Annotated in this window: 18 protein-coding genes; 2 read left to right on the top strand and 16 right to left on the bottom strand. The window is 50.8% G+C overall.

Going from position 1 to position 26,793, the window contains the following annotated elements:
- Positions 1-345: 345 nt before the first annotated feature.
- The 11 genes from NSB25_RS07060 to NSB25_RS07110 all read right to left on the bottom strand — a co-directional run bounded on the left by NSB25_RS07060 (position 346) and on the right by NSB25_RS07110 (position 16,785).
- Positions 346-1,371, bottom strand: coding sequence for a PDDEXK nuclease domain-containing protein (locus NSB25_RS07060; protein ID WP_103238739.1), 1,026 nt, complete (start codon positions 1,369-1,371; stop codon positions 346-348).
- A 249-nt stretch (positions 1,372-1,620) separates the two neighbouring features.
- The gene (locus NSB25_RS07065) at positions 1,621-2,226 is read right to left on the bottom strand and encodes a MerR family transcriptional regulator (protein WP_103238740.1); all 606 of its coding nucleotides are present in this window, start codon (positions 2,224-2,226) and stop codon (positions 1,621-1,623) included.
- 473 nt (positions 2,227-2,699) lie between these two features.
- Complete coding sequence (locus NSB25_RS07070) at positions 2,700-4,331, bottom strand: glycoside hydrolase family 13 protein (RefSeq protein WP_103238894.1); 1,632 nt, start codon at positions 4,329-4,331, stop codon at positions 2,700-2,702.
- A gap of 121 nt (positions 4,332-4,452) precedes the next feature.
- Complete coding sequence (locus NSB25_RS07075) at positions 4,453-5,787, bottom strand: MATE family efflux transporter (protein WP_103238741.1); 1,335 nt, start codon at positions 5,785-5,787, stop codon at positions 4,453-4,455.
- Between the two features lie 168 nt (positions 5,788-5,955).
- Entirely contained in the window at positions 5,956-8,460 is a 2,505-nt protein-coding gene (locus NSB25_RS07080) for a glycoside hydrolase family 31 protein (RefSeq protein WP_103238742.1), read from the bottom strand.
- A gap of 4 nt (positions 8,461-8,464) precedes the next feature.
- Positions 8,465-10,525 carry a beta-galactosidase gene (locus NSB25_RS07085; RefSeq protein ID WP_103238743.1) on the bottom strand — a complete coding sequence of 687 codons (2,061 nt, stop codon included), beginning with the start codon at positions 10,523-10,525 and terminating at the stop codon, positions 8,465-8,467.
- A gap of 44 nt (positions 10,526-10,569) precedes the next feature.
- Positions 10,570-12,006, bottom strand: coding sequence for an alpha-L-fucosidase (locus NSB25_RS07090; protein WP_242982336.1), 1,437 nt, complete (start codon positions 12,004-12,006; stop codon positions 10,570-10,572).
- Between the two features lie 131 nt (positions 12,007-12,137).
- Entirely contained in the window at positions 12,138-12,413 is a 276-nt protein-coding gene (locus NSB25_RS07095) for a hypothetical protein (protein WP_103238744.1), read from the bottom strand.
- A gap of 25 nt (positions 12,414-12,438) precedes the next feature.
- A complete protein-coding gene (locus NSB25_RS07100; RefSeq protein WP_103238745.1) occupies positions 12,439-13,578 on the bottom strand; it encodes an aminotransferase class V-fold PLP-dependent enzyme in 1,140 nt (379 codons plus the stop codon).
- Between the two features lie 9 nt (positions 13,579-13,587).
- Positions 13,588-14,955, bottom strand: coding sequence for a hypothetical protein (locus tag NSB25_RS07105; RefSeq protein WP_103238746.1), 1,368 nt, complete (start codon positions 14,953-14,955; stop codon positions 13,588-13,590).
- A gap of 156 nt (positions 14,956-15,111) precedes the next feature.
- The gene (locus tag NSB25_RS07110) at positions 15,112-16,785 is read right to left on the bottom strand and encodes a type 2 periplasmic-binding domain-containing protein (RefSeq protein WP_103238747.1); all 1,674 of its coding nucleotides are present in this window, start codon (positions 16,783-16,785) and stop codon (positions 15,112-15,114) included.
- A 152-nt stretch (positions 16,786-16,937) separates the two neighbouring features.
- Between NSB25_RS07110 and NSB25_RS07115 the strand changes: the two genes are divergently transcribed.
- A complete protein-coding gene (locus NSB25_RS07115; RefSeq protein ID WP_172454988.1) occupies positions 16,938-18,749 on the top strand; it encodes a sensor histidine kinase in 1,812 nt (603 codons plus the stop codon).
- 43 nt (positions 18,750-18,792) lie between these two features.
- Here the strand turns inward: NSB25_RS07115 and NSB25_RS07120 are convergent, their stop codons facing one another.
- The 5 genes from NSB25_RS07120 to NSB25_RS07140 form a co-directional block, all read right to left on the bottom strand.
- The gene (locus NSB25_RS07120; protein WP_103238749.1) at positions 18,793-20,478 is read right to left on the bottom strand and encodes an extracellular solute-binding protein; all 1,686 of its coding nucleotides are present in this window, start codon (positions 20,476-20,478) and stop codon (positions 18,793-18,795) included.
- Positions 20,479-20,567: 89 nt separating this feature from the next.
- Positions 20,568-21,479, bottom strand: a complete 912-nt coding sequence (locus NSB25_RS07125; protein WP_172454989.1) for a carbohydrate ABC transporter permease — start codon at positions 21,477-21,479, stop codon at positions 20,568-20,570.
- A gap of 16 nt (positions 21,480-21,495) precedes the next feature.
- The gene (locus NSB25_RS07130) at positions 21,496-22,434 is read right to left on the bottom strand and encodes an ABC transporter permease (RefSeq protein ID WP_172454990.1); all 939 of its coding nucleotides are present in this window, start codon (positions 22,432-22,434) and stop codon (positions 21,496-21,498) included.
- A gap of 118 nt (positions 22,435-22,552) precedes the next feature.
- Positions 22,553-23,626 (bottom strand): glucuronyl esterase domain-containing protein, encoded by a 1,074-nt coding sequence (locus NSB25_RS07135; RefSeq protein ID WP_172454991.1) that lies wholly within the window; start codon positions 23,624-23,626, stop codon positions 22,553-22,555.
- A 12-nt stretch (positions 23,627-23,638) separates the two neighbouring features.
- A complete protein-coding gene (locus NSB25_RS07140; RefSeq protein WP_103238752.1) occupies positions 23,639-25,087 on the bottom strand; it encodes an alpha-L-fucosidase in 1,449 nt (482 codons plus the stop codon).
- A 201-nt stretch (positions 25,088-25,288) separates the two neighbouring features.
- Between NSB25_RS07140 and NSB25_RS07145 the strand changes: the two genes are divergently transcribed.
- Positions 25,289-26,788, top strand: a complete 1,500-nt coding sequence (locus tag NSB25_RS07145) for a response regulator (protein WP_172454992.1) — start codon at positions 25,289-25,291, stop codon at positions 26,786-26,788.
- Positions 26,789-26,793: the final 5 nt, after the last annotated feature.

Consider the following 26,793-nt stretch of genomic DNA (forward strand, 5'->3'; position numbering starts at 1 on the left):
TTTTATAGCTGTTTGATATGCATTAAAATCAGTCGTTACTGAAGGGTCATCTAAAACTAACTCCTTTTCAACGTAATAAGCCTTTTGTTCTAATACTTTTGCGTGCGTTTGAAATTGAAAATAAAAAGAAAGCATTATTGCAAGTAAAGAAAAAAAAAGTAAAAATATTGTTCTTAAATAAGTTTTAATTTGGGGCTTCTGTAGGAAAAAATTCAGTATACAAAGTACCGAGCAAAATTTAAAGATGCTACCGAACATATAAATTGCACTGTAATCGGCATATTTAGCATACGAACATTCCTCTCCCTTAACACACAAAAACTTTTTAACCATTTATTTATTGGGTTATTCTAATTTCGTACTTTCTGTTTTCTCAAACTTCTCATCCTCCAACGCCCGATACTCCCGTCTTAACTCTTGCAGCAATTCTTCCTCACTCGGCAAATACAATTTATACTTTGATGCAAAAATCTGTGTCTCATTCTCTGGCAAAGTATATTTAACCACCGATTCGCTCTTGTCTGCACATAACACAATGCCAATCGGCGGATTATCTCCCTCATTCATCAGCTCCCGCTCATAATAATGAACATACATCTGCATCTGTCCTAAATCTTGATGGGTTAAGTCTCCGACTTTTAAATCAATCAGTACAAAACACTTCAAGATATAGTTATAGAATACAAGGTCAATCCAGAAATGGCGTCCATCAAAGGTGATTCTCTTCTGTCTGGCGACAAAGGAAAATCCTCTGCCAAGTTCTAACAGAAACTTCTGCAAATGGGTAATTAAAGCCTGTTCCAAATCACTCTCATAAAAATCATCATTCGGATTCAGCCCAAGAAATTCAAGTACATAAGGGTCACGTATAATATCTTCGGGTGTTTTCGCCGCTTCTGATGTCTGAATCTCAGCAGCAACCTTTTCTTTATTTTTACTGGATAACAGCCTTTCATAGAAAAAAGTATTTATCTGACGTTCAAGTTGTCTGGTACTCCACCCGGATTTTACTGCTTCCTGCATATAAAATTCCCTCGCATTATCGTTTTCTACTTTCATCAAAAGCCTATAATGCGTCCAACTCAATTCGTCACGCAGTGCGTGACCATTTGGAAAAGTTAAATAAAATTGCCGCATATATTTTAAATTAGTAACCGTAAAACCTTTCCCAAAATCATGCGTCATCTGCTTGGAAAGTTCTTTCAGCAGTCCTGCGCCATATTCTGCCTTTTCATTACCGCCCTGCTCTTCTATAATGGATTTACCAATATTCCAATATGCTTCCACCATTGCAAAATTAGCAGTTTGGTAGACCTTGCTTCTTGCAGCAAGCAATATATTCCTTATTTCATTATAAAAGTTCTGATTCACCTACAAATTCCCCTTTCACAACACATTTATGAAAATCCACTTATAGTTCTTTTCGGTCAGCCCTTTAACCACTCTTGCAATGGTAGAATTATCCACATATGCCCTAGCAGACACTGCCTTTCAATTTTCGTTATCTGAATACTATTATAGTTCATTTTTCCCCATCTCACAATGCAAAAGCAGCACAAACTTCAAAAAACAACAGCCCCGCTCATCCTCCAGAGATAAGCAGGGCTGAAGCCCTCGTTTTTATAGAATTCGACTTTCGGGCAATTCCCCATGCAGTTTTTTAAGCTGCTCATTGAACATCTTGTGCTTTTCCGATTTGACAGCAATCCCAATAAAATATCTGCTCACAAGAAAATCTAAAAGATACTCTTTGGGAATCTGAAATTTTTGCCGTATAAAAAAGTTCTTTAAGTCCTGTTTGCTGCACCATTTGGTAACAGAGCTTTCTCCATAGCCCGTAAATTGCGCCACCTGCCTGACATTCAGCACATCGGGATAGTCTTTCAGCAGCATCTCATAATATTGCCACATACTGGTTAAATCCTCTTTTGTAAATACATCTTCAAGAGACGGAGCTTTCTTGCATCCATCCCTCATATAGAATCCATCTGGAGCTTTATACAGCTCTGGGTAATCGTCCCTGTCATGCAAATATTGAATGACATCCTTTGTCTTGATTTTAAACCGCCGTGTCTTTTTCCCGCTGTCTATGTTTGGCACAAGCCCGCTCTCCAAAAGGAACAGGCAGGTCTTTTTGCTGATATGACAGATGCGGTACATCTGGTCTTTGGTTATGTATTCGGGATATTGTTCCAAAATCTCCCTGCAATATTTCTCTGTAATCATTCCATGCACCTCTTCGCAGTATTCTGGTCAACAGCATAAGATTGGTGCAGTAGTTCTCTCCCCAGTTCTCCGTTCTCCCCAAGTTCTCTCTTTTTTCCGATTTTTGAGTCCTTTTCGGGCAGATTTCAATGGGTTCGAATATTTCCCGTATTTATGCGGCTTTCACGCCGCAAGCCCTTGATTTACCTATATTTTCAGCCATTATTAACTTCCATCAAAACCCGCTAAAATCAAATAAATTCCAGTAAAGTCCATTGACAGTAACGCACTCGAAATGCGTTAGCCCTCCGGGGCACGCGGGTTCGAATCCCGCCGACTCCGCTTAAAAAGCTGCCGTACCGGTGATTGGATACTCACGGTATGGCAGCTTTTATATGATAATCTGGCTTTCTCTCACTGTCCATCCACTGTAAACAGCATCTTCTGAAAGTTCTTCTCTATCAGATGATTGTACTGTCTCATCTTCTCGTCTTTCATCGCCTTTTGTCCAGCAGGTACATTCCGGCTTCATAAGGGCGCAAAACAGCTCCCCGGCAGGCTTCCGGATAATTCCCCACCAGCAGCTTCATCCCTGCGTCCGGCTCTCCCAGAGGGTTCTGCACTGTGCCGTCATGGAAATTGCAGATGACAAGAAGCTGATACTCCTCATCCTCTCTGAGATAGGCGAATACGTTTTCATCTTCCCTGCACAGCATCCGGAATTCCCCTTCTGCATATACGGGATACTTCTTCCGGAGACGAATCAGTTCCCGGTAACAGCCAAAGACAGAATTCGCATCTGAAATCTGTCCGGCCGCATTGATTTCCCTGTAATTGGGATTCACTTTTATCCAGGGTTTTCCCACAGTAAATCCCGCGTTTTCTCCATCATTCCATTGCATGGGAGTCCTGGCGTTATCCCGGCTCTTCGCATAAATAGAACGCATGATTTCCGCTTCTGTATATCCCTTTTCCAGTCGCTCCCGATATAGATTCAGGGTTTCAATATCCCGATAGTCTTCCATCTCATAGCGGACATTGGTCATCCCCAGTTCTTCGCCCTGGTAGATATATGGTGTCCCCTGCAGCCCATGCAGCAGAATCGCCAGCATTTTCGCAGACTCCACCCTGTATTTTCTGTCATTCCCCCACCGGGAGACAATTCTGGGCAGATCATGATTGTTCCAGAAGAGGCTGTTCCATCCCTTTCCATACAGCTGTGTCTGCCAGCGCTCGAACACCTCCTTCAGCTTCAGAAAAGGCAACGGCGCCAAATCCCATTTCTCCTTTCCCGCCTCCTGGTCCAGACAGATATGCTCAAACTGGAATACCATGGACAGTTCACTGTTGTCCGGATTGCTGTACAGCTTTGCAAGCTCCGTGTCTGCCCCCCATGCCTCTCCCACAGTAACCAGATCCGCCTTCTGAAAGGTTTCTCTGCTCAGCTCCCGCAGGAATTCATGAAGCCTGGGACCGTTGCCCGTAATCCGCTTATCCGGTTCCTTCGCAATCTGGTCGATTACATCCAGCCGGAAGCCGCCCACACCTTTTCCTATCCACCAGTTGATCATGTCATAGATTTCCCGGCGGAGCTTCGGATTCTCCCAGTTTAAATCCGGCTGCTTTACAGAAAACTGATGAAAATAATACTGCCCCAGCTCCGGCACCCATTCCCAGGCCGGTCCTCCGAATGCGGCGCGCATATCATTGGGAAAGGTCCCTTCCGTTCCGTCTCTCCAGACGTAATAATCATGATATGGATTATCCCTGCTCTTTTTCGCCTCCTGAAACCAACGGTGCTCGTCCGAGGAATGGTTCAGAACCAAATCCATAATAATGCGGATATGATGCTTTCCCGCTTCCTCAATCAGTGTCTCCATATCTGCCAGGGTCCCGAACATGGGATCAATATCCTGATAATCAGAAATGTCATAACCATTGTCATCCTGCGGAGACCTGCACACCGGTGACAGCCAGACAGCGTCTATCCCCAGATTCTCCAGATAGTCCAGTTTCGAGATAATCCCCTGCAAATCGCCGATGCCATCCCCGTTGCTGTCCGCAAAACTGCGGGGATAAATCTGATAAATCACGGCGCTCTTCCACCATTTATTCTGACTTTTTATGTTTCTTTCCTCCACTGCCTCATTCTCCCTTCCGCCGATTATATCTCATAGACAGGAACCGCTGACCTGTCTGAATGCCTTCTGCTTACAGGACTTATTGTATCCATAGAGAGCCTTATCGTCAAGTCTCTTCCTTCGTCAGCACCCCCATATATTTCTCCCACTTTCCTGTGAGAACCCGCGTCACAAAGCAGATGCCTCTCACCAGCCAGTCCACGGTCATTGCGATATATACACCCAGTACCCCCAGATTCAGTCCCTTTGCCAGCAGATAGGCCAGACCGATTCTGCAGACCCACATGGAAGCAATCGCCACGACCATGGTATACCGCACGTCCCCGGCTGCCCGCAGTCCGTTGGGCAGCGCGAAAGAAAGGGGATGCACCAGCATACAGCAGATACAATTATAAACCAGCAGCAGTCCCGTCAGCTGTGTGGTCTCCGGGCTGAGTTGGTACAGGCCGCAGATTGGCTCTCTGAAAATAATCAGAAAGACGCCGATACCCGCCACAAAGAAATAGGCTGTCCGCAGCAGCCTGAACAGATACCGGCGCGCCTGCCTGTACTCTCCTGCGCCCACACATTGTCCCACAACGGTAATAATGGCGGCTCCCACGGCTCCCGCCGGAATCAGCTGAAAATTCCCCACATTTCCCGTAACGGCATTGGCGGTGATGGCCGCTGTCCCGAAGCTGGCTGTGAGACTGGATACCAGAATCTTACCCACCTGGAAGATACTGTTCTCCAGTCCGTTGGGAACTCCGATATATAAAATTTTGTGCAGAATGGGTTTGTCAATCCCGATTTTCCGGCTTACCGGCACATCGCCTTTGTGCAGGAGCAGAAAGCAGATCACCAGTGCCGAAAGGGAACGGGAAATGAGAGTGGAAAGTGCCGCTCCCGACACACCCATCTGAAATCCATAGATGAACAGGGCGTTTCCCGCCACATTCAGCAGATTGGAAAACAGAGACACCTGCATGGATACCTTAGAATTTCCCACTGCCCGGAACAATGCCGCCCCACTGTTGTAAATTCCCAGAAACGGAAATGAGACCGCATTAAAATAGAAATAAATCCTGGCATTGCCCATCACTTCCCCGTCAATGTCTCCGTAAATCAGACTCAGAATCTGCCGATTTGCAATAAGCGCCAGCGCCATAAATACAAGCGCCAGCGCCCCCACTGACAGGAACAGCTGATTAGAAGCCCTTGCCACCTTCTCCCTGTCCTTTTTCCCGATATACTGCGCCACCGTCACGGCGCCTCCCGAAGCCATGGCACCGAACATTCCGATGAGAAGCACACTGATAGTATCCACCAGAGAGATGCCGGATACCGCCGCCTCCCCGCAGGAGGCAACCATCATGGTATCCGCCATTCCTATAGTCACCGAGAGCAGCTGTTCCAATACCAGCGGTATCACCAGCCGCCTTAACTGTTTATTCGTAAACATAATAATCTATACGCTTTATGCGTATTCCTCCCTTTGCTCTGATATGCCCAGCAACCCTCCATGCATGGGGGTAAAGCCGCCCCAATGCATGAAGGGTTACTCTTAAAATCCTTTTTTATGATAAACACAAAGCCAAACCAGATATCCGGCCGGCTCATTCCTTCCGGTTTACAGCTTTGCCGTCAGCTCCTGCCCCGCATACGCAAGCTCTCCACTACTGCTGCCTGTCTCTGTATACAAAGTATACTTCCACCTGACGGGATAAGCGTACTCTCCTTCCGCGGCTCCCAGCGTCAGCTCTCTGCTTTCCTCCTTCCACTGCAGCCCGACTGCGGCGTATTCTCCCTGCTGATAGCCGTAACCATTGCCGCTGTCCAGATAGCAGGTAAAGCTCCCGTCCTTTCCCGCGTATATCTCAAGCTCCACTTCTTCCCCCTGCTGCTCATGATACAAATCTGCCGTTTCCCTGCTGTCCACAGGAAGGATACTGCCCGCTTTCACATACAGAGGCATCCTTTCCACCGGCGCAGCGGCTGAAATCTCACGGCCGCCGACCAGATATTCCTTTGTCTCGTAATCATACCAGCCATCGCCGGCAGGCAGATACACCGGCCTTTTCTTTTCCTCGCTGAGCGGCACGCTTCCCGGCCCATACTCCATCGGGAAAGTGACAGGACACACCAGGAAATCACCAAAGAGGAATTCATCCTCCGCCTCCGCGGCCTTTTCCTCTTCTCTGTAGTCGAACAGCAGACTCCGCATGGTCATGGCGTCCTCTCTCCACACCTGATAAGCCAGGCTGTAGAAATAGGGCAGCAGATAATAGCGAAGGCGGATATATCTGACAATTGTGTCATAATACAGTCCCCCTTCCTCCCCGAACTGCCAGGGTTCTCTGGGCGTATCCGTTCCATGAGAGCGCATCACCGGCAGAAAAGTGCCGTACTGCAGCCATCTCACATAAAGCTCACAGTATCCCTTATCCTTCACACCCTCTTCGAAATCACCATGCCAGAACCAGGGTTGGGTGCCTTCCTTTGCACTGCTCCACCTCTTCCAGGACTCCAGATTACCCACGAAAAAGGCTCCGATATCCAGATTCCAATAGGGAATCCCGCTGGCCGCCATCTGCAGGCCCTCCACGATCTGCCGCTTCAGCACGTCCCAGGTGGCGGCGATATCTCCGGACCAGAGAATGGTCCCGTACTTCTGAGAGGACAGATAGCCGGAACGGGTCAGATTCACCACTCTCGTTTCCGGGGCAGCCTTCCGCTGATTGTCATGAATGCCCTTCGCATGGTAGAGGGCATAGACATTGGCCTTTCTGGCATCCATATACCGGGTCAGCTCTGCCGCTGAAATCTGATACCTCTCCCGGTCTGTCCGCTTCTGCGCCCCGTTCCAGTCGGGTGTAAAGGGCTCCGTGGAATCACACCACCAGGCGTCCGTCCCTCCGGAGAAGAACTCGCTCTCACACTGCTTCCAGTAAAGCTCTCTGGCTTCCTCGTCAAAGGCATCATAGGTAGACAGATTGGCATACAGCTTGCCCGCCTCCATCATCTCCTGATTGTCCTGACCGCCCTTGTTCATATTGGGCCATACAGAAACCATCAGGCTGATTCCCCGGTCGTGCAGCGTGTTGGTCAACGCTTTCAGATCAGGGTAACGCACTTTATCCGGATGCTTGTCTCCCCATTTTCCCTCACCCCAATACTGCCAGTCCTGTACCAGGCAGGATACAGGGATCTTCCTTTTGCCGAATTCCTCCGCCACCTCCCTGATTTCTTCCTGGGTGCAGTAACGCTCCCTGGACTGGATATAGCCGTAAGCCCATTTTGGCAGCATAGCCGCTTTCCCCGTAATCTTACGGATTCCCGCCACCAGTTCCGCCATGGTATCTCCCTGAATTACATAATATGCCACTTGTTCCACAGCGTCAAGTGTAACGGTAATCCGATTGTCCCTCTCCTCATAAATCATCAGACAGTCTGCGTCCAGCAGAATTGCCCACCCTGCCGTGGAGAGAAATACCGGCATGGGAATCTGCATATTGTTCTGATAGAGATACTGCCTGCAGCCCCGGTAATTTGCCACGCCGTCCTCGTGCTGTCCCAACCCGAGAATATGTTCCTTTTCTCCTATGGAAAAAGTCAGCTTTCCCTCCCAGGCCTCTCCCACCGGGATCTCCCTGGCATTTTCCACCACAGTCCGCTCTCCGTCCACAGTTTTCTTCACTGCCACCCGGGCTTTCCCCTCTATGGCGTACCGTGTAATCTTCTTCGGCGTCATGACACAGGCCTCCTGCACCGGGAAGGCATATTCAGTTCCCGCTCCCGTCTCCAGCCTGCCTGCAATCCTTCTGCCCTGGACTTTGCGCTCATCATTTTCCGCTGCCCCGTTTCCAGGAACGACAGTACTGCCGGAGACAGCATCCCCATCGGCAGCTGCTCCCCCGACGACAGTGCTTCCCCCCGCATTAACAGCTCTTACGTCAGCAGTAACTCCTCCGGCGACGGTATCCTCCCTGACGCCTCCGGCCCCCTGCGTCACGTAATGCTCCTTCGGCTCCGCTGTCAGCACCACGCACTCATCCGGTGTAAAATCTTTCTCAATGATATCTCCCGGCTCTCTGCATATCCCGTCCGGCGTACACACCACTCTGATAATTCTCATCTTCCTACCTGCCTCTCCTTCCGGCCGCAATCAACATTCCGTTCCTTGCAATCCTGCATTTTGTTTCCAGCTTCTCCCCTGTCAGGTAATTCTGGAATCCTGCCGGCAGCACCACTTCCGTCTCCCGGGCCGTAAAGTTGAAAAGGAACAGATACTCCTTATCCTCCGTAAATCTGGTCACCAGCTCCACGCCCGCTTCCCGCTCCACGAAGCTCCTGTGCACACCTGCCTCCTTCATGACACCCTTCAGAAAAATACGGTAGACCTCCGGCTCCAGATCTGTTCCCACATAATAGGCTCTTCCCTTTCCATGGGTAAAAGCGGATACCACCTTTGCCCCTTCTTTATAGTCCTCCAGATAGCTTCCCAGTGTCTCCGACACGCCGCCCAGCAGCTCGCTCCACATGCCGTCGGAAGTCTCCGTCACATTATCCTCTGTCTCCTCCATATGGCAGAGTGCCTCATAACTCTCCACGCAAAGTCTCAACCTTGTATGATTGCCGTCAAACACAGGCTCCACCTCTTCCACCACACTGCCGAAGACCTCTGTCAGCCCTGCGGGAAGGGATTCCGTATAGCCCACATTATCCTCATTTTTCACGGAAGTCAGAAATGTGGCAATCACAGTGCCTCCCGCTTCCACGAAGCGCTTCACCTTTGCCTGCTCCCCGGGAGACATGACCATGACAGCCGGCAGAATCACCACCCTGTACGAGCTCCAGTCCGCCTTCAGAGATGTCACATCTGCCGTCACGCCGATATTTTCCAGGTAATTATAAAGCCTGCCGCAATAATCCACATAATGAAACGCCGGATCATTTACCGGTTTTATCCTCAGGGCCCAGTGAGAATCATAATCAAAGCACACGGCTGCCTCCCGCGGAAATGCCGCCGTCTCCAGGGGCTCCAGCTTTTTCAGCAGTAGCGCCGTCTCCTGCATTTCCCGATACCTTCTCCGGGGCACGCCGTCCATGTCCACAATGGCATAATTCAGCTGCTCCGCCCCAAAGGGATATGTGCGGAACTGAAAATGCAGCATCATTTCCCCGCCGTGGGCCATGGACTGCACCACCGCCTGTTTTAACGCCCCAGGGTTGGGCTGTACCCTGCCGCTTCCTCCCAGCCTGTGACCGCCTCCGGACATAAATTCCAGCACCCAGAAGGGCGCCCCGTCCTTCACACCTCTGGCAAATGCATAGGGGAAAGAATCCACCTTCGCGTCCCGAAGGCCCGGATAAAAGTCAAAGGCATATCTGTCCAGCTTCTCCGTGCTGTCGTAATAGTCAATGCTGTTGGTGGCAAGGCCGGTGGCATTGGTGGTAATGGGAACCTGCAGGTATTTCCGCAAAGCCGCCGCCTGCAGATCCTGATATTCCTTCTGGCTCCCGGAGCTGAACCGCTCAAACTGCAGCCGCACCGTTGGATTCTCATAATAGGCGTCTATCTGATTCCGCGCCCCCACCTCAATGGTATTCACAGGGACGGGAATCTCGTCAAAATCATCATATTCCTGAGACCAGAAGATACTTCCGCTCCTTTTGTTGAATGCTTCGATACTGCCATATTCCTGCCGCAGGTAAGCATGAAATTTCTCTGTGCACACCGGGCAGCAGCAGCGTCCCGTCCCCTCCTGGGCCGGCTCGTTGTCAATCTGCACCCCCGCCACATAAATGTTTCCCGCGAATGCTTCTCCCAGCTTCTCCGCAATTTTGACGGAATAGGCCCTGTAAATTTCGTTGTTATAGCAATAATGCCGCCTTCCGCCGAAAGGCCGGCGGATTCTGCGGTTGTCCATGTACAGAATATCCGGATATTTTTTCACCAGCCAGGCGGGAGGGCAGGCCGTGGGCGTACACAATATGGTCTGAATACCTGACTCTCCCAGTTCCTTCACCACTGCTTCCAGCCATCCGAATTCATACTTCCCCTCTTCCGGCTCCATCCGACACCAGGCAAATTCTCCCATCCGCACCGTGTTGATGCCGGATTGCTTCAAAAGCTCCAGATCATGCCGCAGCTCTTCCTCCTTTTTATGTTCCGGATAATACGATACGCCATATCTCATCCTGTCCTCTTTTCCGGCGCCCTGCGCCCTGATTTTAAGTAATTTTATTCCTTCCCGGTAAAGTAAATATCTGCGTCCCCACCTGCCTTCACAGGTTCCGCCATGGTCAGCACCACAATGGTATCCGGCACTTCCCCGCTGTCCCCGGCATACGCTCTCTCCGGCAGTATCAGCCTGATTCCGTCCTGCTCCTCCACCACTTCCACCGCCCCGCCGTCAAACAAAACGGCACTTTCGATATGGTTTTCTGTAATGGGAAGCTTTTCTGCACGGAATTCTTCCCTGTCCAGAATGTGCAGATACACCTTTTCGTCACGCCAGGTAGCGCCGTACACGTTGTCCACCGGCTCGTAAGGCCCTGCCGCCGTGGCGTAAATGCTTTCCCCGTATACCTGCAGCCAGTCGCCCACCTGGCGCATCCGCTGCCTGATTTCCTCCGATATCCTGCCGTTTCGGTCAGGGCCGATATTTACCAGCCAGTTGCCGCCTCTGCACACCACATTCACCATCATTCGAATCAGCCAGTCGAAGTCGGACACCGGGTCATCCGCCATCCAGCCCCAGGAACTGCCGGAACAGACGCACATATTTTTCTCCCAGGGCACGGGAATGATCTTCCCTGTAATCTCATGGGAGCCCTCGTCACAGTAGAAATCTCCCTCCCAACCGGACCGGGGATTAATCAACAGCTTCGGATTATAGCTTCTGGCTATTTTGTTCAGCTTCACCGGCTCCCAGAACCAGGCGCTGGAGGTATCGCTGCCCTTATGGGCCAGCCAGCCCCCGTCATACCACAGAATGTCAGGCTGGTACCTGCTGCACAGTTCTTCCACCTGAGCATAGCACTGCTTCTTCATCAGCGCCGCATTCTCCGGCAGCCCCTCCGGGTCAAAATATCCGGGGAAACGCCAGTCCATGGGAGAATAGTAGACGCCCACCTTCAATCCGGCCTCCCTGCAGGCATCCGCATACTCCTGAACGAAGTCCCGCTTTGCCCCTCTGTGGTAAGAAGTGAAATGCTCATAGCTTCCCTCACTGTTCCACAGGGAAAATCCGTCATGATGTCTGGTTACCATGACGGCATATCTGGCGCCGAAATCTTTCGCAATATCCATCCATTCCTTCATCTTAAAATCCCGGGGGATAAATTCATCCGCCAGCGCTTCATATTCTTCCTTTGGGATTTTCTCGTTAAATCTGGCCCACTCTCCCCTTCCCAGAATGGAATAAAGCCCCCAGTGTATGAACATGCCGATTTTGGCATCCCGCCACCATTGCTTCTCCTCAGGCGAAAGTGTCAGCTCCTCACATTTCAACCCTCCCAGGCTTTTGAAGTTGATGCTGCTCTTCAGCATGGACTTCAATTCTGCTCCCGTCATTTTGCGCGGCATTTTTTTCTCCATCATTTTTCCTCCGTCTTGAATCCGTCCGTTTTCTTTCCCTGATTTTGTTTCTTTCTCTCCGGTTTCCTGCTCTCTCATTCTGATTTTCCGGTTTTCGCCTCTCTTTTTCCGCCCCCGGCTCTATCCCTGCCTGAGCCTTCCTTTCCTGCTTTTCGTCTTCCGGTTCTGTCTATTTTTTCCCGGCCCGCCCGTTTCCGCATAAGGCGCCCTCACAGCAGCTCCCTCACCCGTTCCAGTATCGCCTCATGACCTCCCAGCATGGCCACCCTCAGCGTATTGCTTCCCTCCAGCCCCTTAATCATATAATAAGGCTGCTCAATCCGGTAAAAGGGCTGCTTCAACATCTCCAGATAAGTCAGATCCCCCAGACTTCCCAGTCTGATAATGGTATCTCTGTCCATTTCTACGTCCAGCGCCATATCATAGGCCGACCATCCGGACTCCGTACATAATTCCACAGATTCCTTCACAGATATCACTTTCATGCCTGTCTCCCTCTTCCCGCCTGTCTCACAGCCCGGCTGTCAGCTCTTCCATGGCCCGCACCAGCGCCTCCGCTTCCTCCGTTTTCGTCATCAGAGATACGCTCACCCGCACAGTGCCCTCCTTCTCCGTCCCCAGGTACTTATGAATCAGAGGCGCACAGTGAAGTCCCGTCCGTACCTGGATACCGTAGGTCCCGGCCAGAATGTACCCGATATCCCCGGGGGAAAGTCCCGGAACGGTAAAGCTCAGCGCGGTCCCCTCCGGCTGTTTCTCCCCGCAGAGAACCACCTTCCGATTCTCCCGAAGACCTTCATACAGTATCTTCATCAGCCCATTCTCATGCGCCGCGATTTTCTCCAGCCCCATATCCAGCACATACTCCACCCCGGCGTTCAATGCGGCGATGCCCGGCATATTCATGGTGCCCACCTCATAAAAAGGCTCCTCTGGCACCAGCGTGCGGCTGTCTCTTCCCGTTCCCCCATAGAGCAGAGGACGCAGGGGAATGCCCTTCCCCACATACAGACCGCCTGTCCCCTGGATTCCGTACAGTCCCTTGTGGCCGGTAAAAGCCAGCATATCAATACACATATCCTCCACCGCTATGGGCAGCGCTCCCGCAGACTGGGACACATCCGCCAGAAAGCAGGCTCCTTTTTCCCTGGCCCATCTGCCAATCTGTCGGATATCCTGCACTGCTCCGGTCACATTGGAGCTGTGGTTCACAATAACCAGCCCGGTGTCCTCGTCGATGGCCTGCTCCATGGCTTCCATATCCACATAACCGCCGCCGTCACAGCCCACCTCCACCGGAAGAATTCTCCCTGCGGCAATTTCTTCCCTCAATCCGTCATAAATGGTGCGAAGCACCGCATTGTGTTCCCCGGCAGTGTACACAATCCGCTTTCTGGTACTGCAAAAGCCCAGGATAGCCATATTCAGCGCCTGGGTAGAGCCTCCCGTGAAGAAAATTCTCTCCGGTTCTCCTATTTGAAAGAGCCGTGCCAGGTTCCCCCGGCACAGCTTCCCTGTTTCCTGCGTATCTTCCCTGTATGCCGCACCGCGGTACTGAGACGCCGGCAGCTCAGTCAGAGCGCGCGCCGCCGCATCCAGCACCTGCTGTGGCTTCGGCCAGGTTGTAGCCGCATGATTTAAGTATATCATAAATACTTACTATCCTTCCACCACTTCAAAGCCCATATAACGCGCGATCTTCTTCACCAGCGCCAGCTGGTCTCCGAATACCAGCACCTGATGATGTCCGAAATCTGCCAGCGTATGCATATAATCTCTGCCGTTCTCCAGCTTAATGAAATAATGAGGACTGCAATAATACTGTCTGAATTCGGAACGCACTACCTCGCCCACCTTTACCACCATCTTGTTGCCCATGGGATTGAAGCGGCCGAAGGTAATATACTGCTCCTCGTTCTGTTCAAAGGCAATCTGCATCTTGCCGCCGAAGCCCTGTCCCGTAAAGGCCCACATGCTGTAGTCCAGGTCCGGCTTGTCAAAACCGTTCATCTTCAGCGCGGGAACCGCGTGATGAATGGACAGAATCTCAGGGGACTGCAGGAACGGATTGCCCATAAATGCGGCCCTGTGACTGCCGTACATCAGCACCATCATGGCCATCATGGCATTCAGATCTTCCTCGCAGGCGCTGGGAATTCCCTCTGACTTCAGCAGAGAATGGCACACGCAGGGGGTAAACTTCCTCTCCTGGGGAATCCTGGAGGCACACAGCTCAATGCAGGCCGTGGAAAAGGCATTACAGCCATAAAATTCCATCATGGCCTTGGCTGCCAGATAGTATCTGGCGTCGTTCACAAGCCACTCCGGATTCACCTTCGTATCCTTGGAATTCGCCAGCAGCTTCTCCGCAATCTCCTTTGCCTCCGCCTCGTCTACCTTGTCCATATAAGGGAAAATATCCTTGAACGGCAGCTTCAGCACTTCAAAGCCATACTGTTTTCTCAGGTATTCAACGTCTCTGATATTGGACTGAATTCCATAGGTAGGTACCTGGCCGGAAGTCAGAATCAGCGCCTTCGTATTGGCGATGCACTTTCTCACCCACAGACTGTGAAGAATATCGTTTAAATCTTCCATATCAATGGCATTGTAAGCTTCCACACCGATGCTTCTGTTGTATGCGCACAGATCTGCACCCTCGTTGCCGTTGGAGAATACAATGGTAGTCTTGCGGTATTTCTCCAGCTTCGGAATACGATAGCAGAATATCACAAATGCATCCACCTGGTCCAGTCCTTCTTCAATTTTATCCCAGGTCTCCTGAGGTACAGTCAGATTCTCTATGTAAGGAACCGGAATGGGCTCCAGCACATTTACCTGAGGAATAATCTCCTTTATCTTCTCGGCAATGTCCTTCATATAATTAGCAGCCCATTCCTTCTCCGCCTCCGGCTGCAGATTCTCAAACTTACCGGCGCGGCAGGGTCCCTCCCAGAAAGCGGAATGCTGCAGAAATCCCACCAAGGGACGGATATTTAACTTCTTTTTCATAGCTGATTCAACCATTTTTGTTTCCTCCATTTGACTTCGAAATTGGATGCCGCGACGCGGCGGCGTTTTCGGCCTTCCGGCCACAGTTTCCATGATTTCATTATATCGGGGGCTCATGCGCCGGTAAATTGAATAAATTGCAAAAAAGGGTACTATTTCAAACTTCCCGCTTTATTTCGCCTCCCGGCTCAGGGGTCCTCCCCCGGAAGATTCCGCAGCCCGTTCAAGTGCCCTCTCCCAGGATTTCTCATAAAAAGAAGTCAAGCGGTCCATTCCCAGCCGTTTTGCCTCCTCCTTCAACGCCTGCCAGAGCGTCTGGAATTCCTCTTCGTCCTCCGCGTATATCATATTCCAGAAAGCCTTATATACCAGTTTCTCTATTTCGTCGGCCGTTCTGTTCAATTCCGAGGGAAGAGTATCCGTCAGATAGATTGCCGCGGAGGCCCGGACAGTCTCCCACTGTGTCTGCCCGCTTCCATCTTTCTCTGACGTTCCCTCTTCCTCCTGCCAGTAATAGTTGCTGAATGCGTACCCTTCCTCCGTCAGAGAGGCCGGTGTCCTTCCCAATACGCCAAAAGGTCGGATTCCCTCCCGAAGGCTTCCCTGATATCCGGGAAGATCTTCTGCCTTCTGTTCCAGTACCCGCCTGCCTGTCTCCGTCACGCAGGGCAGTCCGTTCTCCCCATACTCCCAGACAACGCCCTCCGGCCCATTATAAAGATAGAATATCGTCTCTTCACGGTAAAACCAGTCCAACAGTCTCAGGGCATCTTCCACCCGGGGGGAATTCCTGTTCACTGCCAGATATCGATTGCCCCCCACAATATGGTCCGGCTCCAGATACAGTTTCATGTCTTCCGCAGGCAGAGGTATATATGCCATTCGCCCCTCTGTATCCCGCAGAGGAGAATCCTCTCCGGCAGATTCCGGCAGTACCGCAAAAAGCACCCTGCCCGAATTCACCTTCCGTTCCACATTCCCGGCTGTCTGATTCGGTGAATCCCGATCCAGCAGTCCCCGTCTGTTAGCCTCATAATAAAAATGCACAGCCCTTTTATAGAAACTGTCCTCCTCCAGTATGGAACTGATGGAACCGGTAACCATATTCGCCTCCATCAGCGGTGATACCGTCTGCATATCTATCCCGTACATGTAAGCCAGAGAAGCGGCATGTCCGAGAACGCCTCCGTCCTCCTGCCAGAGACAGATACCAAACATACTCTCTCCGATATCGCTGAGAGGCTTTGCCCTCCTCAGCTGTTCAATTACGTCCAGGTAATCTTCCAGATCGGAGACTTCGGGACTTCCGGCTCTCTCCCATGCGCTCTTCAGCAGCATGGGCACAGAGCGATACGCATACTCTCCTGCCTCTCCCACAGACAGCGGCGCCAGCAGCAGCTCCTCCCCTCCGCTTCCTTCCAGAGACCATTCCAGCGCCGCCCCATATGCTTCCCCCTGGAACAGGGAGGGCAACGCCTGCTGATATTCATTCAGAGGAAGCAATATTCCCGCATCCATATACAGCTGTGCCTGTTCTCTGTCAGCAAAGCCGATAATATCCGGAACTGTCCCCGAGGTCAGCCGAAGTCTGAGCTCTTCCGCAGTCTGTCCCTCCGCGGAACAGGTTTCCAGAATCAGCCCTGTATCCTCATAAAGGCGTGCCGCCGCCCACCCCTTCCACACAGATGCCGAGCTGTCAGTCTCCTGAATATACGCGGTGATAATCGTCCCCTTCGCCTCCTCCCCTGTCTGAAGGCTTTCGGCGAGATGCTCTCCTCCGCCGGCACAGCCGCCGGACAGCACTGCACACAACAGCAATAGTATCGCTACTGTCTTTCTGTTCATCTTCTCCCCTGTTCCGAAACAAAGCACTTCTGCAAGAGCGCTTCAACTGTTTCTCACATGCAACATTCAACTTTTTCAAAATATAGTAACACTTCGTTCTCATATCTGGTACAATGGAATTGTCTTACACAATTTTTCCGGGAGTGAAGCATATGATACGCAAACTGACACAAAGCTATTACGCGAAAATCTCATTCATCTGTATCTGCATTGTCAGCCTTGTCACTGGTTTGTTCTCTTACCTCTGTTACGGACTGATTTCCCGTCAGAACGTATCGGAACATTTAAGCGACTATAATATCCTGATCAACACCCAGTCCTCGGCACTCTCCTCCCGGCTTGCATCCTTCTCAGACTTTTTCCATCCGGTATTCAGCAATCCGGATGCCTATAAGGCTCTCTGTGACCTCTATCTGTCTCCCAACGGCATTCTGCCAAACGAGACCACCGACATACTTCTGGACACCATGAGCGCTCTCTGCGCTTCTGATTCCTATTGCTGCGGCATGCTGCTGCTGACCAGAACCGGACGGCTTTATCAGTATGACACAAAATATGTATCTCTGATACCCCTGAATCTTGTCAGAACCACCTTCCGTTTTACCCCTTATCAGCTCCAGCTCATCCCGGATTCCAAAATTTCCGAGATGAGCCTTGACATGGAATTGCCTGCCTCCCATGTCTATGGTTTAAGCGGTACCCTGTTCCGATACAAAGGTAATATGCTGGAAAATCTGGGCTACATGATCGCCCTGTATTCCACGGAAGAATTCAGCAATATCCTGGCCTCCTCCGGCCTGGAGGATACCGCTGAATTCACCATTATGAATGATTCCTTTTCCGTCATCTATTCTTCCGCCGGGGATTACGCATCCACTGACATGGAAGCGCTGCTGGCCCGGCCTTACAAAAATGTGGGGGGCAATGTGCGTCTGCTCTCCTCCCCGGAAGGGAAATGCTACTTTTCTTCCCTTCCCCAGAATAATTACAATTATTTTACAGTTTACCGTCTTCCCGCGGAGAATATCCCCGTCTCCACCGCTCAGATTACGCTGCTGCTTCTGAGTCTGCTGCTGCCTCTGGTGTGCATCCTTCTGTACAGCACAGTATTCCGCACCTCGGGCAGAAAAGTCAGAAATATTCTGACCTCCATGGAGATTGTCGGCCGCAACAACCTTTCCTACCGCATGGCTCTCCCGAAGGGAAACGATGAATTCGCCAATATCGCTCACAGCTTCAACCACATGTGCGACGAGCTGCAGAAGAATGTGGAAAATGTATATCTGTTTGAGATCTCCCAGCGCAAGTCGGAGCTCTATGCCATGCAGACCAGCATCAATCCTCATTTTCTATACAACGCTCTGGAACAGATCCGCGTCCAGATTTTACATGGCAACAGGGAAAAAGCCTCCCGAATGCTGCTGCTTTTATCAAAAATGTATCGTTTTCAGACCAAACGGAATCTGTTTATCTCCATTGCAGAGGAATGCGCCCAGATGGAAAATCTTATCAATCTCTACTCCTTCCGCATCAGCGAGTGTGAGTATGATATTCATGTGGACAATGGGGTCAAAAAATACGGCATTCCCAAAAATATTCTCCAGCCGCTGGTAGAGAACAGCTTCGTCCACGGCTTTACTCCGGAACAGGATAACGGTCTGATCACCATCACTGTCACCTTTTCAGACACTGCAGATGCCATCTGCTTTACAGTGGAAGACAACGGCCGCTCCGTCACTCCCGAAGAGCTGAAGCTTCTCCGGGAGAAGCTTCTCCAGCCCGTCCTGAACCGGGATGAAGAGAATGGGTTTGCTCTGTCCAATGTGAACAATCGCCTGAAACTGGTCTTTGGCGAGAGCGCCTGCCTGAACCTCTCCCTGGGACAGGACGGGACAGGTTTCCTTGTCTCCTTCTCCATTCCCCCTGTCCTTCCCGAAGATCTGGCCGCTTCTTACAGTAATTAAAAGGGAGGAACCCCGTTCGTTCCTCCCCCTTCCGTACTGAATCTTATTTTCCTGCAGATTCTTTTAATTCTGCCTGAATGGCCTTATAGTCCGCAGAGTCCACAATACCCTGCACAAATTCTTTCCACTGCGCTTCCGTAATCTGTCCCATTACATACTGTGTACACATGGAATTTACATCTGTGGTCAGATTCGTCCACTGGCTGTCGTAAGTAGCCGACTGCAGATTGGCAATCTCATTTTTCAGCTTGCTCTCGTCCAGATATTTCACAATGGCATCTTTCATATCCTGGACTCTCTGGATAGCCTCATCGCTGGCTCTTTTAGCGCCGTCCCTCATGAATTTATCGGTAATCTGATCCGCATCCGTCTTCAGGAAAATCTGGTTCCATGCGCCCACATAGCCTTCCTTACGTTTCTGACCTATTGTCTCGTCCGAAGTATCCCTGGTGCCGTCCTCCAGCAATGTGTAATGCACACCTTCCACACCGTCCTTCATCAGTAAGTCATAGCCGGGATATGCTTCCTCGGTAGCATTGAACACCTGCATAATCTTATCAATCTTCTCCTGGGAGCAGTTTGCGCTGATTGCGATACAGGAATCCACATCCGAAGTGTTGGGAACAACTGTCATCCCTTCCGGTCCCTGGACAGGCATCAATGCCCATGCGGTATAGGTATCCGGCGTATTCTTGTCGAAGATCTTGTTGCTGGTCTTGTCTGCGGACTGGTTCCAGCTGTACCACTCATTCACATAGGCCACGGAATTACCTGCCTTGAACTTGGAAGTATCCGCATTGCCCAGAGCAAATTCAGAATCCAGCACACCCGCATCATACAAATCCTTCATCCAGTTCAGGAAATCAATATACTTCGGATTGAACTGTATATACTGGAATTCACCGTTCTCGTCAATTCCCCAGTCCACCTGGCCTGTAAAGGCAACTGCCAGAGCCTTGGTCCGGTTTGTCATGAAATTGTCGCCATAGAAATCCAGCGCATAAATCTTCTGTCCTTCCCCTTCGCTAGCCGCATTCGACAGACCAATCAGCCAGTCCTTCAGCTCGTCCATGGTAGTGGGCTCTTCCTCGAAACCATACTTCTCCATCAGGTCTTTTCTGACCTCGATGCCGGATCCCTTCGCTGTCTCAGCTTTGCTTCTGGGCAGAATGTAGATACCCTCGCCGTATCTGGTCTGGTCCCAGAAATCATCACTCCAGTTCTTCATTACCGCATTGGTTTTCGCCAGCGCATTGTCCCCCTCAAAGATATAGGGAGTCAGATCCACGAAGTTCCCCGCGTCGATAGCCTGGGTGAAAATGGGATAATAGAAGCTTTCGTTTACCGCGTAAATCTGCACTACATCCGGCTGGCTTCCCGCCGCAAGCAGGGTGTTCAGCTTCTGGGTATAATCACTGTAGTTAACCCACTCAATTTCCAGATTTACGTCGAACATTTCTTCCCAGTACTGCTCCATCTCACTGTCTGCCAGAGGGCCATATCCCCAGTCAATGCCCAGCACGCTGATGGTCATCCTCTCTCCGTCGGAGCTTTCCGCCTCCGAACTTTTTTCTTCTGAAGATTCCGCACTGCTCTCCGCGGGTGCGGAAGCCTGCTGAGATTCACCGCTGCCCCCCCGGGTTTCCCCGTCGGAATTTCCACAGCCGCTCAGCACGCCTGCCGTCATGGCAGCTGCCAGAACAAGTGCAAGTACTTTCTTCTTTTTCATTCCTTTTCCTCCTCGTTCATCATAATTTGTTCCTTTTTATGCTAACGCCGTGGTCCTCTCCGAACCGCAGCCGTTAACTGCTCTGTCAGTTATCCCTTCACCGCGCCTACCATCATTCCCGTTGCAAAATACTTCTGCAGGAAAGGATAGACAATCAGCACAGGAAGTACGACCACCACCACAGCTGCCATACGCATGACTTCCTGCGGCACCGTGTTGGCCAGTTCATTGGTCAGATCCACCATCTCGGACACATTGGAGGACAGTACCACCTTCTGCACATATACCTGCAATGTGGACTTCGCCGCCGATGTCATATACATAACGGAACTGAAATAAGTGTTCCAGTAGCTTACAAAGGAGAACAGTGTCATAGTGGCCAGCATGGCCTTCGACAGCGGCAGGACGATGACACCGAAAGTCCGCAGCTGGCCGCAGCCGTCTATTTTGGCCGCCTCCTCCAGCTCATAGGGCAGGGACTGGAAGAAGGAGCGCATTACCATGATATTCCAGGCGCCGCACAGACCCGGCAGAATCATGGCAAAGTAATTGTTAATCAGGCCAAGGTCACGAATGTTCATGAAGGAAGGCATCATGCCTGCGCCAAACAGCATGGTGAATGTCACATATTTATTCAGAAAGCCTTTTCCGGGAATTGGTTTGGAGAGCATATATGCCACTCCTGCATTGGCAATAACGCTTAAGGGCGTTCCCACCAATGTCACGAACAGAGTGGTCTTCAGCGCATTCAGGAAACCCGAACCACTGAGAATCAGCTTGTAGGCCTCTGTGGACCATTTCTTCGGCCAGAGATAAAAGCTCCCGGCGCTGTATACGGAAGCGTCCGTAAAGGACACCACAATCACGTAAAAGAAGGGAAGCAGCATAGTGGCCGCCAGCAGAAGCAATATAATCCACAGAACGGACTGATAGAGATTCTCCTTGGCTTTCATGCCCAGTTTTTTATTCTTGATTTTCATATCTGTTGTTGCCTGTGCCATTTTTCTCCCCTCCTTTCTACATGATTCCTTCATAGCCCTTGCGGCTGGTTATCCAGTTCGTCAATAACACCAGGGAGGTATTCACTACCGATTTGAACATACCAATCGCCGTGGTGTAGGAATACTGGGTGCTTCCTCCTGCAATACCGTTGTTATATATGTAGATTTCAAATACTTCCAGCTGTTTCTTCACCATGGCATTGTTCATCAGGAATACCTGCTCAAAATCTACCGAAATGATAGAGCCCATCTTCAGAATCAGCATGACCACTACCGTGGGCATAATGCTGGGAAGTGTAATCTTCATGATACACTGAAGCCGGCTTGCGCCGTCCATTTTCGCCGCCTCGTACAGAGACTGGTCCACCCCGGCTATGGCCGCCAGATAGACGATGGATCCCCAGCCAATGCCCTTCCACAGGGACTGTATGACGATAATCTGATAAATAGCCGTGGTGCTGAACAGATAAGCAGTGGGCTCCTTTCCAAAGGATGCCGCGATTTTGTTCACAACGCCCTGTTCCGTGGACAACAGGAAGAAGGTCAGACTGACCACAATGGCCCAGGACAGGAAATGCGGCAGGTACACGGAAGTCTGTATAAACTTTTTAAATTTGCTGTTGCGCACCTCGTTCAGAATCAGCGCCAGTATAATAGGCGCCGGAAAAGTAAGGAGATTCAGACCGCTGATGACCAGCGTATTGCGCAGCATATTGTAGAATTTCGCATCCTGGAACAAAGTTGCAAAATGTTTGAATCCCACCCATGGACTCCCCAGAATACCCATATGAGGATTGTAATCTTCAAAGGCCATGAGCAGACCGCGCATGGGCAGATAATGAAACGTAAACAACAGAATCAGTCCCGGAAGCCCCAGGAAATATACCCAGCGATATTCATACAGTCTCTTGCTTAACTGTTTCTTCGCAGGCTTATACACAGCATTTTTCGACATATCGTCAGCCCCTCCTGTTTTCTTTTCTTCATTATAGCTTTCACCTGATATCCCTTGAATTGAAAACATTTCACTTTTTTTCATAAATTCAAGAATCGCCGGAAAACTTTCACTTTTTTCAGATGTTGTGTTTCTCCCGATATTCCATAAAGTGGTGCCAGTCCTCTCTGGCCAGGTAATGGGTCCCCTTTCTGAGGTGATAACCGATATGTCCCTCCGGGAATGCTTCTCCGGGCTCCGGATATCTGTCCGGACACACAAGTCCCCGCAATCCCAGAGTTTCATATGCCTCCGAACCAGCCACACAGGCCAGGAATTCCGACTTCGGATCTGCCCAGGCATCCTCCGACGCGCTTGCCACATAGAGATGCCCGGGCGCTGTCAGTGCTGCCAGATAATGGGCGTCAAAAGGCATTTCCTCTTCCTGTCCCGCAAGGTCTGCCATATTTCCGCAGAACCAGTAACCCGCATTCTTCTTCAGATCCGCCAGCTGCTCTCCCTTTTTCCCCCGGTACAGCGCAATGCCGCCGCAGCCGGAGTCATTGCTGACAACCATGCTGAAACGCCGGTCCAGGGCCCCTGCCAGCAGCGCAGTCTTCCCCAGCCTGGAATGTCCCACCACAGCGATTCGTTTCGGATCCGCCAGCTCTTTTTCCAGACACACATCCAGAAGCCTTGAGCCGGCCCAGGCCCATATGGCGATTTTCCCCCAGGAGTCATAGGGATTCCGCCTGCAGAACGCCCCCGCTCCGTTCAGGAAACTGTCATCCTTGTCCGGTGTCACGGCTTCATAATACACAGATGCCAGGCCATACCCTCTGTCGATGATTTCCTCCCCCATACCGTCTCCTGCCGCGTTGGTAAACGTATAGTGCAGGAACAGCGGCGGCTTTGCCTTCCCTTTGGGCAGCGCCACGCAGGCCGGAAAGGATGTATAGGCAAAAGGAGAAGTCACCCGTATCTCCAGCTGCAAAATAACGGCTTTCCCGCCATAACCGTTATCATCCCGCTTCGTCTCCGCTCCCTCCACCTTCAGCGGGAAACCGGGGGCATAACCGTACAGTTCCCTGCACAGCAGATTCCTGATTTCTTCCAGCCTCTTCTCCCTGGCTTCCGACTCCCGGGGAAGGGCGATTTTCGGCACACCGCGTCTCTCCAGTTCCGCCTGCAGCATGTTCCATTGATTTTCCATATTCTGCTCCTTTCAAAACGAAATCTTCAGGCACCATGCCCCGTCCGGCGAGTACCCTTCCGGCAGCGCCGCAGTCAGAATCCCCATGTCCGATGAAAATGCCAGCTCCCCGTATCCCAGCAGTGATACTGACTTCACGGAAGATGCATCCCTCAGGCAGTGCAAAGCCGCCGTGCGGGGTCTTCCCATCAGGAATGCATAGACTGTATTTCCTTTCTGGGTGTAGCGCACATCATAAGGTGTCCATACGGTTTCCTTCTCTGCCTCCGCCGATGTGACGCCTTCGCCGCTTACCTGATAAGGCCGGGTATCATAGATGCCTTCCCCGTTTACACTCATCCATTTTGTAATGCCATCCAGAATAAAGCTGCATTCCTCATCCAGGGTGCCGTCCGGCCTCTGAGGAAGGTTCAGCAGCAGATTTCCGTTCTTTGACACGATGTCCACCAGCAGATCTGTCACCTGCACGGCAGTTTTGTAGGTTTCCCGCACGTCATAGAACCAATGCCCCAGACAGGTATCCGTCTGCCAGGGATTCTCTCTGATTTCGTCTCCCATACTGCGTTCAAAGTCCAGCAGACCGATGCGATGATATTCTTCCCTTTTATCCTTGTGCAGGTAAACCGCTTTGTTCTCCCCGTATTTTGTCTCGCTGGAATTATACAGATGCGCTGCCATGGAAAGCCCCGGAAGCCATGTGGGATCCGTGACATCCGCGTAATTTCTGTAAAAGGGCAATGCCCCGTCCGAGTACAGCAGTTCCGGCTCATACCGGTCCACCACCTCTCTGATGTCCTCGTACCATACCGGATACCATCTCTCATCCCAGGTGTAGTGATGGCGCACATACCCCGGTTCCACGGTAAAGGCATTGTCATGGTAAAAGTCCCGCCATTCCGGGTCATAACCGTCATAGGGAACGCCCGCCATGGGCCCCTTTTTGTCACAGAGCTTATTGGTGTTGAACCATTCAAAGCTCGCCCCATGATGCTCGCTCAGACCGAATACCAGCCCCTCCTTCCCGGCCGCCTCCTTCCAGAGTCCCACAATATCCCTGTGGGGACCGTAATTGACGCTGTTGAACCGGTTTCTGGCGGATGGATAGTTAAAAAAGTGGTCGTGGTGCATGGCCTGCGCCACAAAATATCTGGCTCCTGCTTTTTTATACCGGCTCATCAGCTCTCCGGGGTTGAAATTTTCCGCCTTCCAAAGCTGCACAATGTCCTTGTAGCCGAATTTGGAGGGGTGTCCGTAAGTCCTCAGATGGTACAGATATTGGGGCGAACCCTCCACATACATATTCCGCGCATACCAGTCTCCGTACATGGGCACAGACTGAGGGCCCCAGTGGGACCAGATGCCGAATTTCGCGTTGCGGAACCACTCGGGACATGAAAAATGATACAAAGACTCAAAACTTGGCTGAAAGCTTCCTTTCGCTGTTTCATAATAATAATCCATGGATATCGTCCTCCTTTTTGTCCATTATACAGCCCCTCTTTACAGGAAACTTTTGAAAACATCCCACTTTTTTTCACTAATTCAACCTGAATTCCTGTCTTGACTTTCCGTTTCCTGTTGGCTATGATGAAAAAAGGGAACAGTTATTCCCCGTCTGAACTATTGTGGAAAAGGGAAGGGGATTCAAACGGGAGGAAGCATATGTATCAGGTAATCTGTGTGGATGATGAAGAATTTGTGCTGGATGATTTGCAGAAAGCAATTGACTGGTTTGGTTTCAATATGGAGATTGCTCTGGCCACAACTTACCCCTCTGAAGCGCTCTCCTATATAAAAAGTCACCCCGCCCATCTTCTGCTGACAGACATCTCCATGCCGCAGATGTCAGGAGTGGACTTAATCAAAGAAGTAAAGCGGATTAATCCCTCCATCTCCATTCTGGTGCTGTCCGCCTATGATACTTTTGCCTATGTGCGTTCCGCCATGCAGGAGGGTGCGGAAAATTATCTGCTGAAGCCTCTGGACCCGGAAGAACTGTCGGAATCTCTGAGCACCATTGTCAGCCATCTTGACAACCGCAGCAAAATATCGGAGAATTTCGGTCCCGCCATGCTGACCTTCCGCAGCAACTTTGTGGAAAGCTGGTGTAAGGGGAATTTAAGTGAGGAGGAATTTCTCACCAGAGCTTCCATGCTGGGAGTGAATCTGCATCTGGACAACTATACCGTCATCCTTTTTGCCGCCACAGGTTCCGCGGCCGGACGGATGCCGGAGCTCCTCGATGCTCTGCTTTCCATGTTCGTGGGTAATTACAGCGCTCACTTTTATTTCGAGACTCCTTCCCGTTTTGTGTGCATACTCAGCAGTTCCTCCGGAAGCTTCAATATCTTCCGGTTCCAGAACGAGATTAACCGCCTGCGCCCCATGATTGGTTTTCCTTTCTTCGTATCTGTGGGAAATACTGTGGACAATTACGCGGATGTGAGCGGCAGCTACCATGAAGTCAGAAAATATGCCTGTCTGCGCTACACGCCTGTGGATTTCATCGTCTGCCGCAATTTCGTTTTCCCCATGAAGGATCAGCTTCTGATCGAACAGGATTTGTCCGATGTTACCACAGACGCCTATCTGACCGACATTGAGAGTATCCTGAATCGGGTCTCTCCGGAAAAGCGCATCTCCCTGGAGCTGGCCGTGGTAAATCGATGCATCAGTCTGATGCCTGCGGGCTCCGACGAAGAGCTGATCGCATCTCTTGTGAGCAGAGTCATCTGTGACAGAGAAAATCCGGAAGGAATTCTCTCCTATCTGAAGGAGCTGATAATCACTGTGCAGGAAATGCTGGAAAATGCCGGTGCCGGGATTACACATCAGTATGTAAACCGCATCATTGAGATCATCCATGATTTTTCCAACAAGGATATCTCCCTGAAGACGCTGGCGGCTCAGCTGGATATGCATCCTTCCTATCTGGGTTCCATCTTCCACCAGCAGACGGGATACTATTTCAACGACTATCTGAACGAAGAACGGTTAAAATATGCGGCAAAACTTATGGAAGACAATTCCGTCCGACTGAAGGACATCTCCGATATGGCAGGCTTCTCCAGCCAGACCTATTTCAACCGGCAGTTCAAGAAGTATTTCAATCAGTCCCCCAATACCTACCGCAAGAATCTGAAAATGCGGCAGATTGAGTGACAGAA

It is taken from the genome of Acetatifactor muris, from assembly GCF_024623325.1.
Taxonomy (GTDB): domain Bacteria; phylum Bacillota; class Clostridia; order Lachnospirales; family Lachnospiraceae; genus Acetatifactor; species Acetatifactor muris.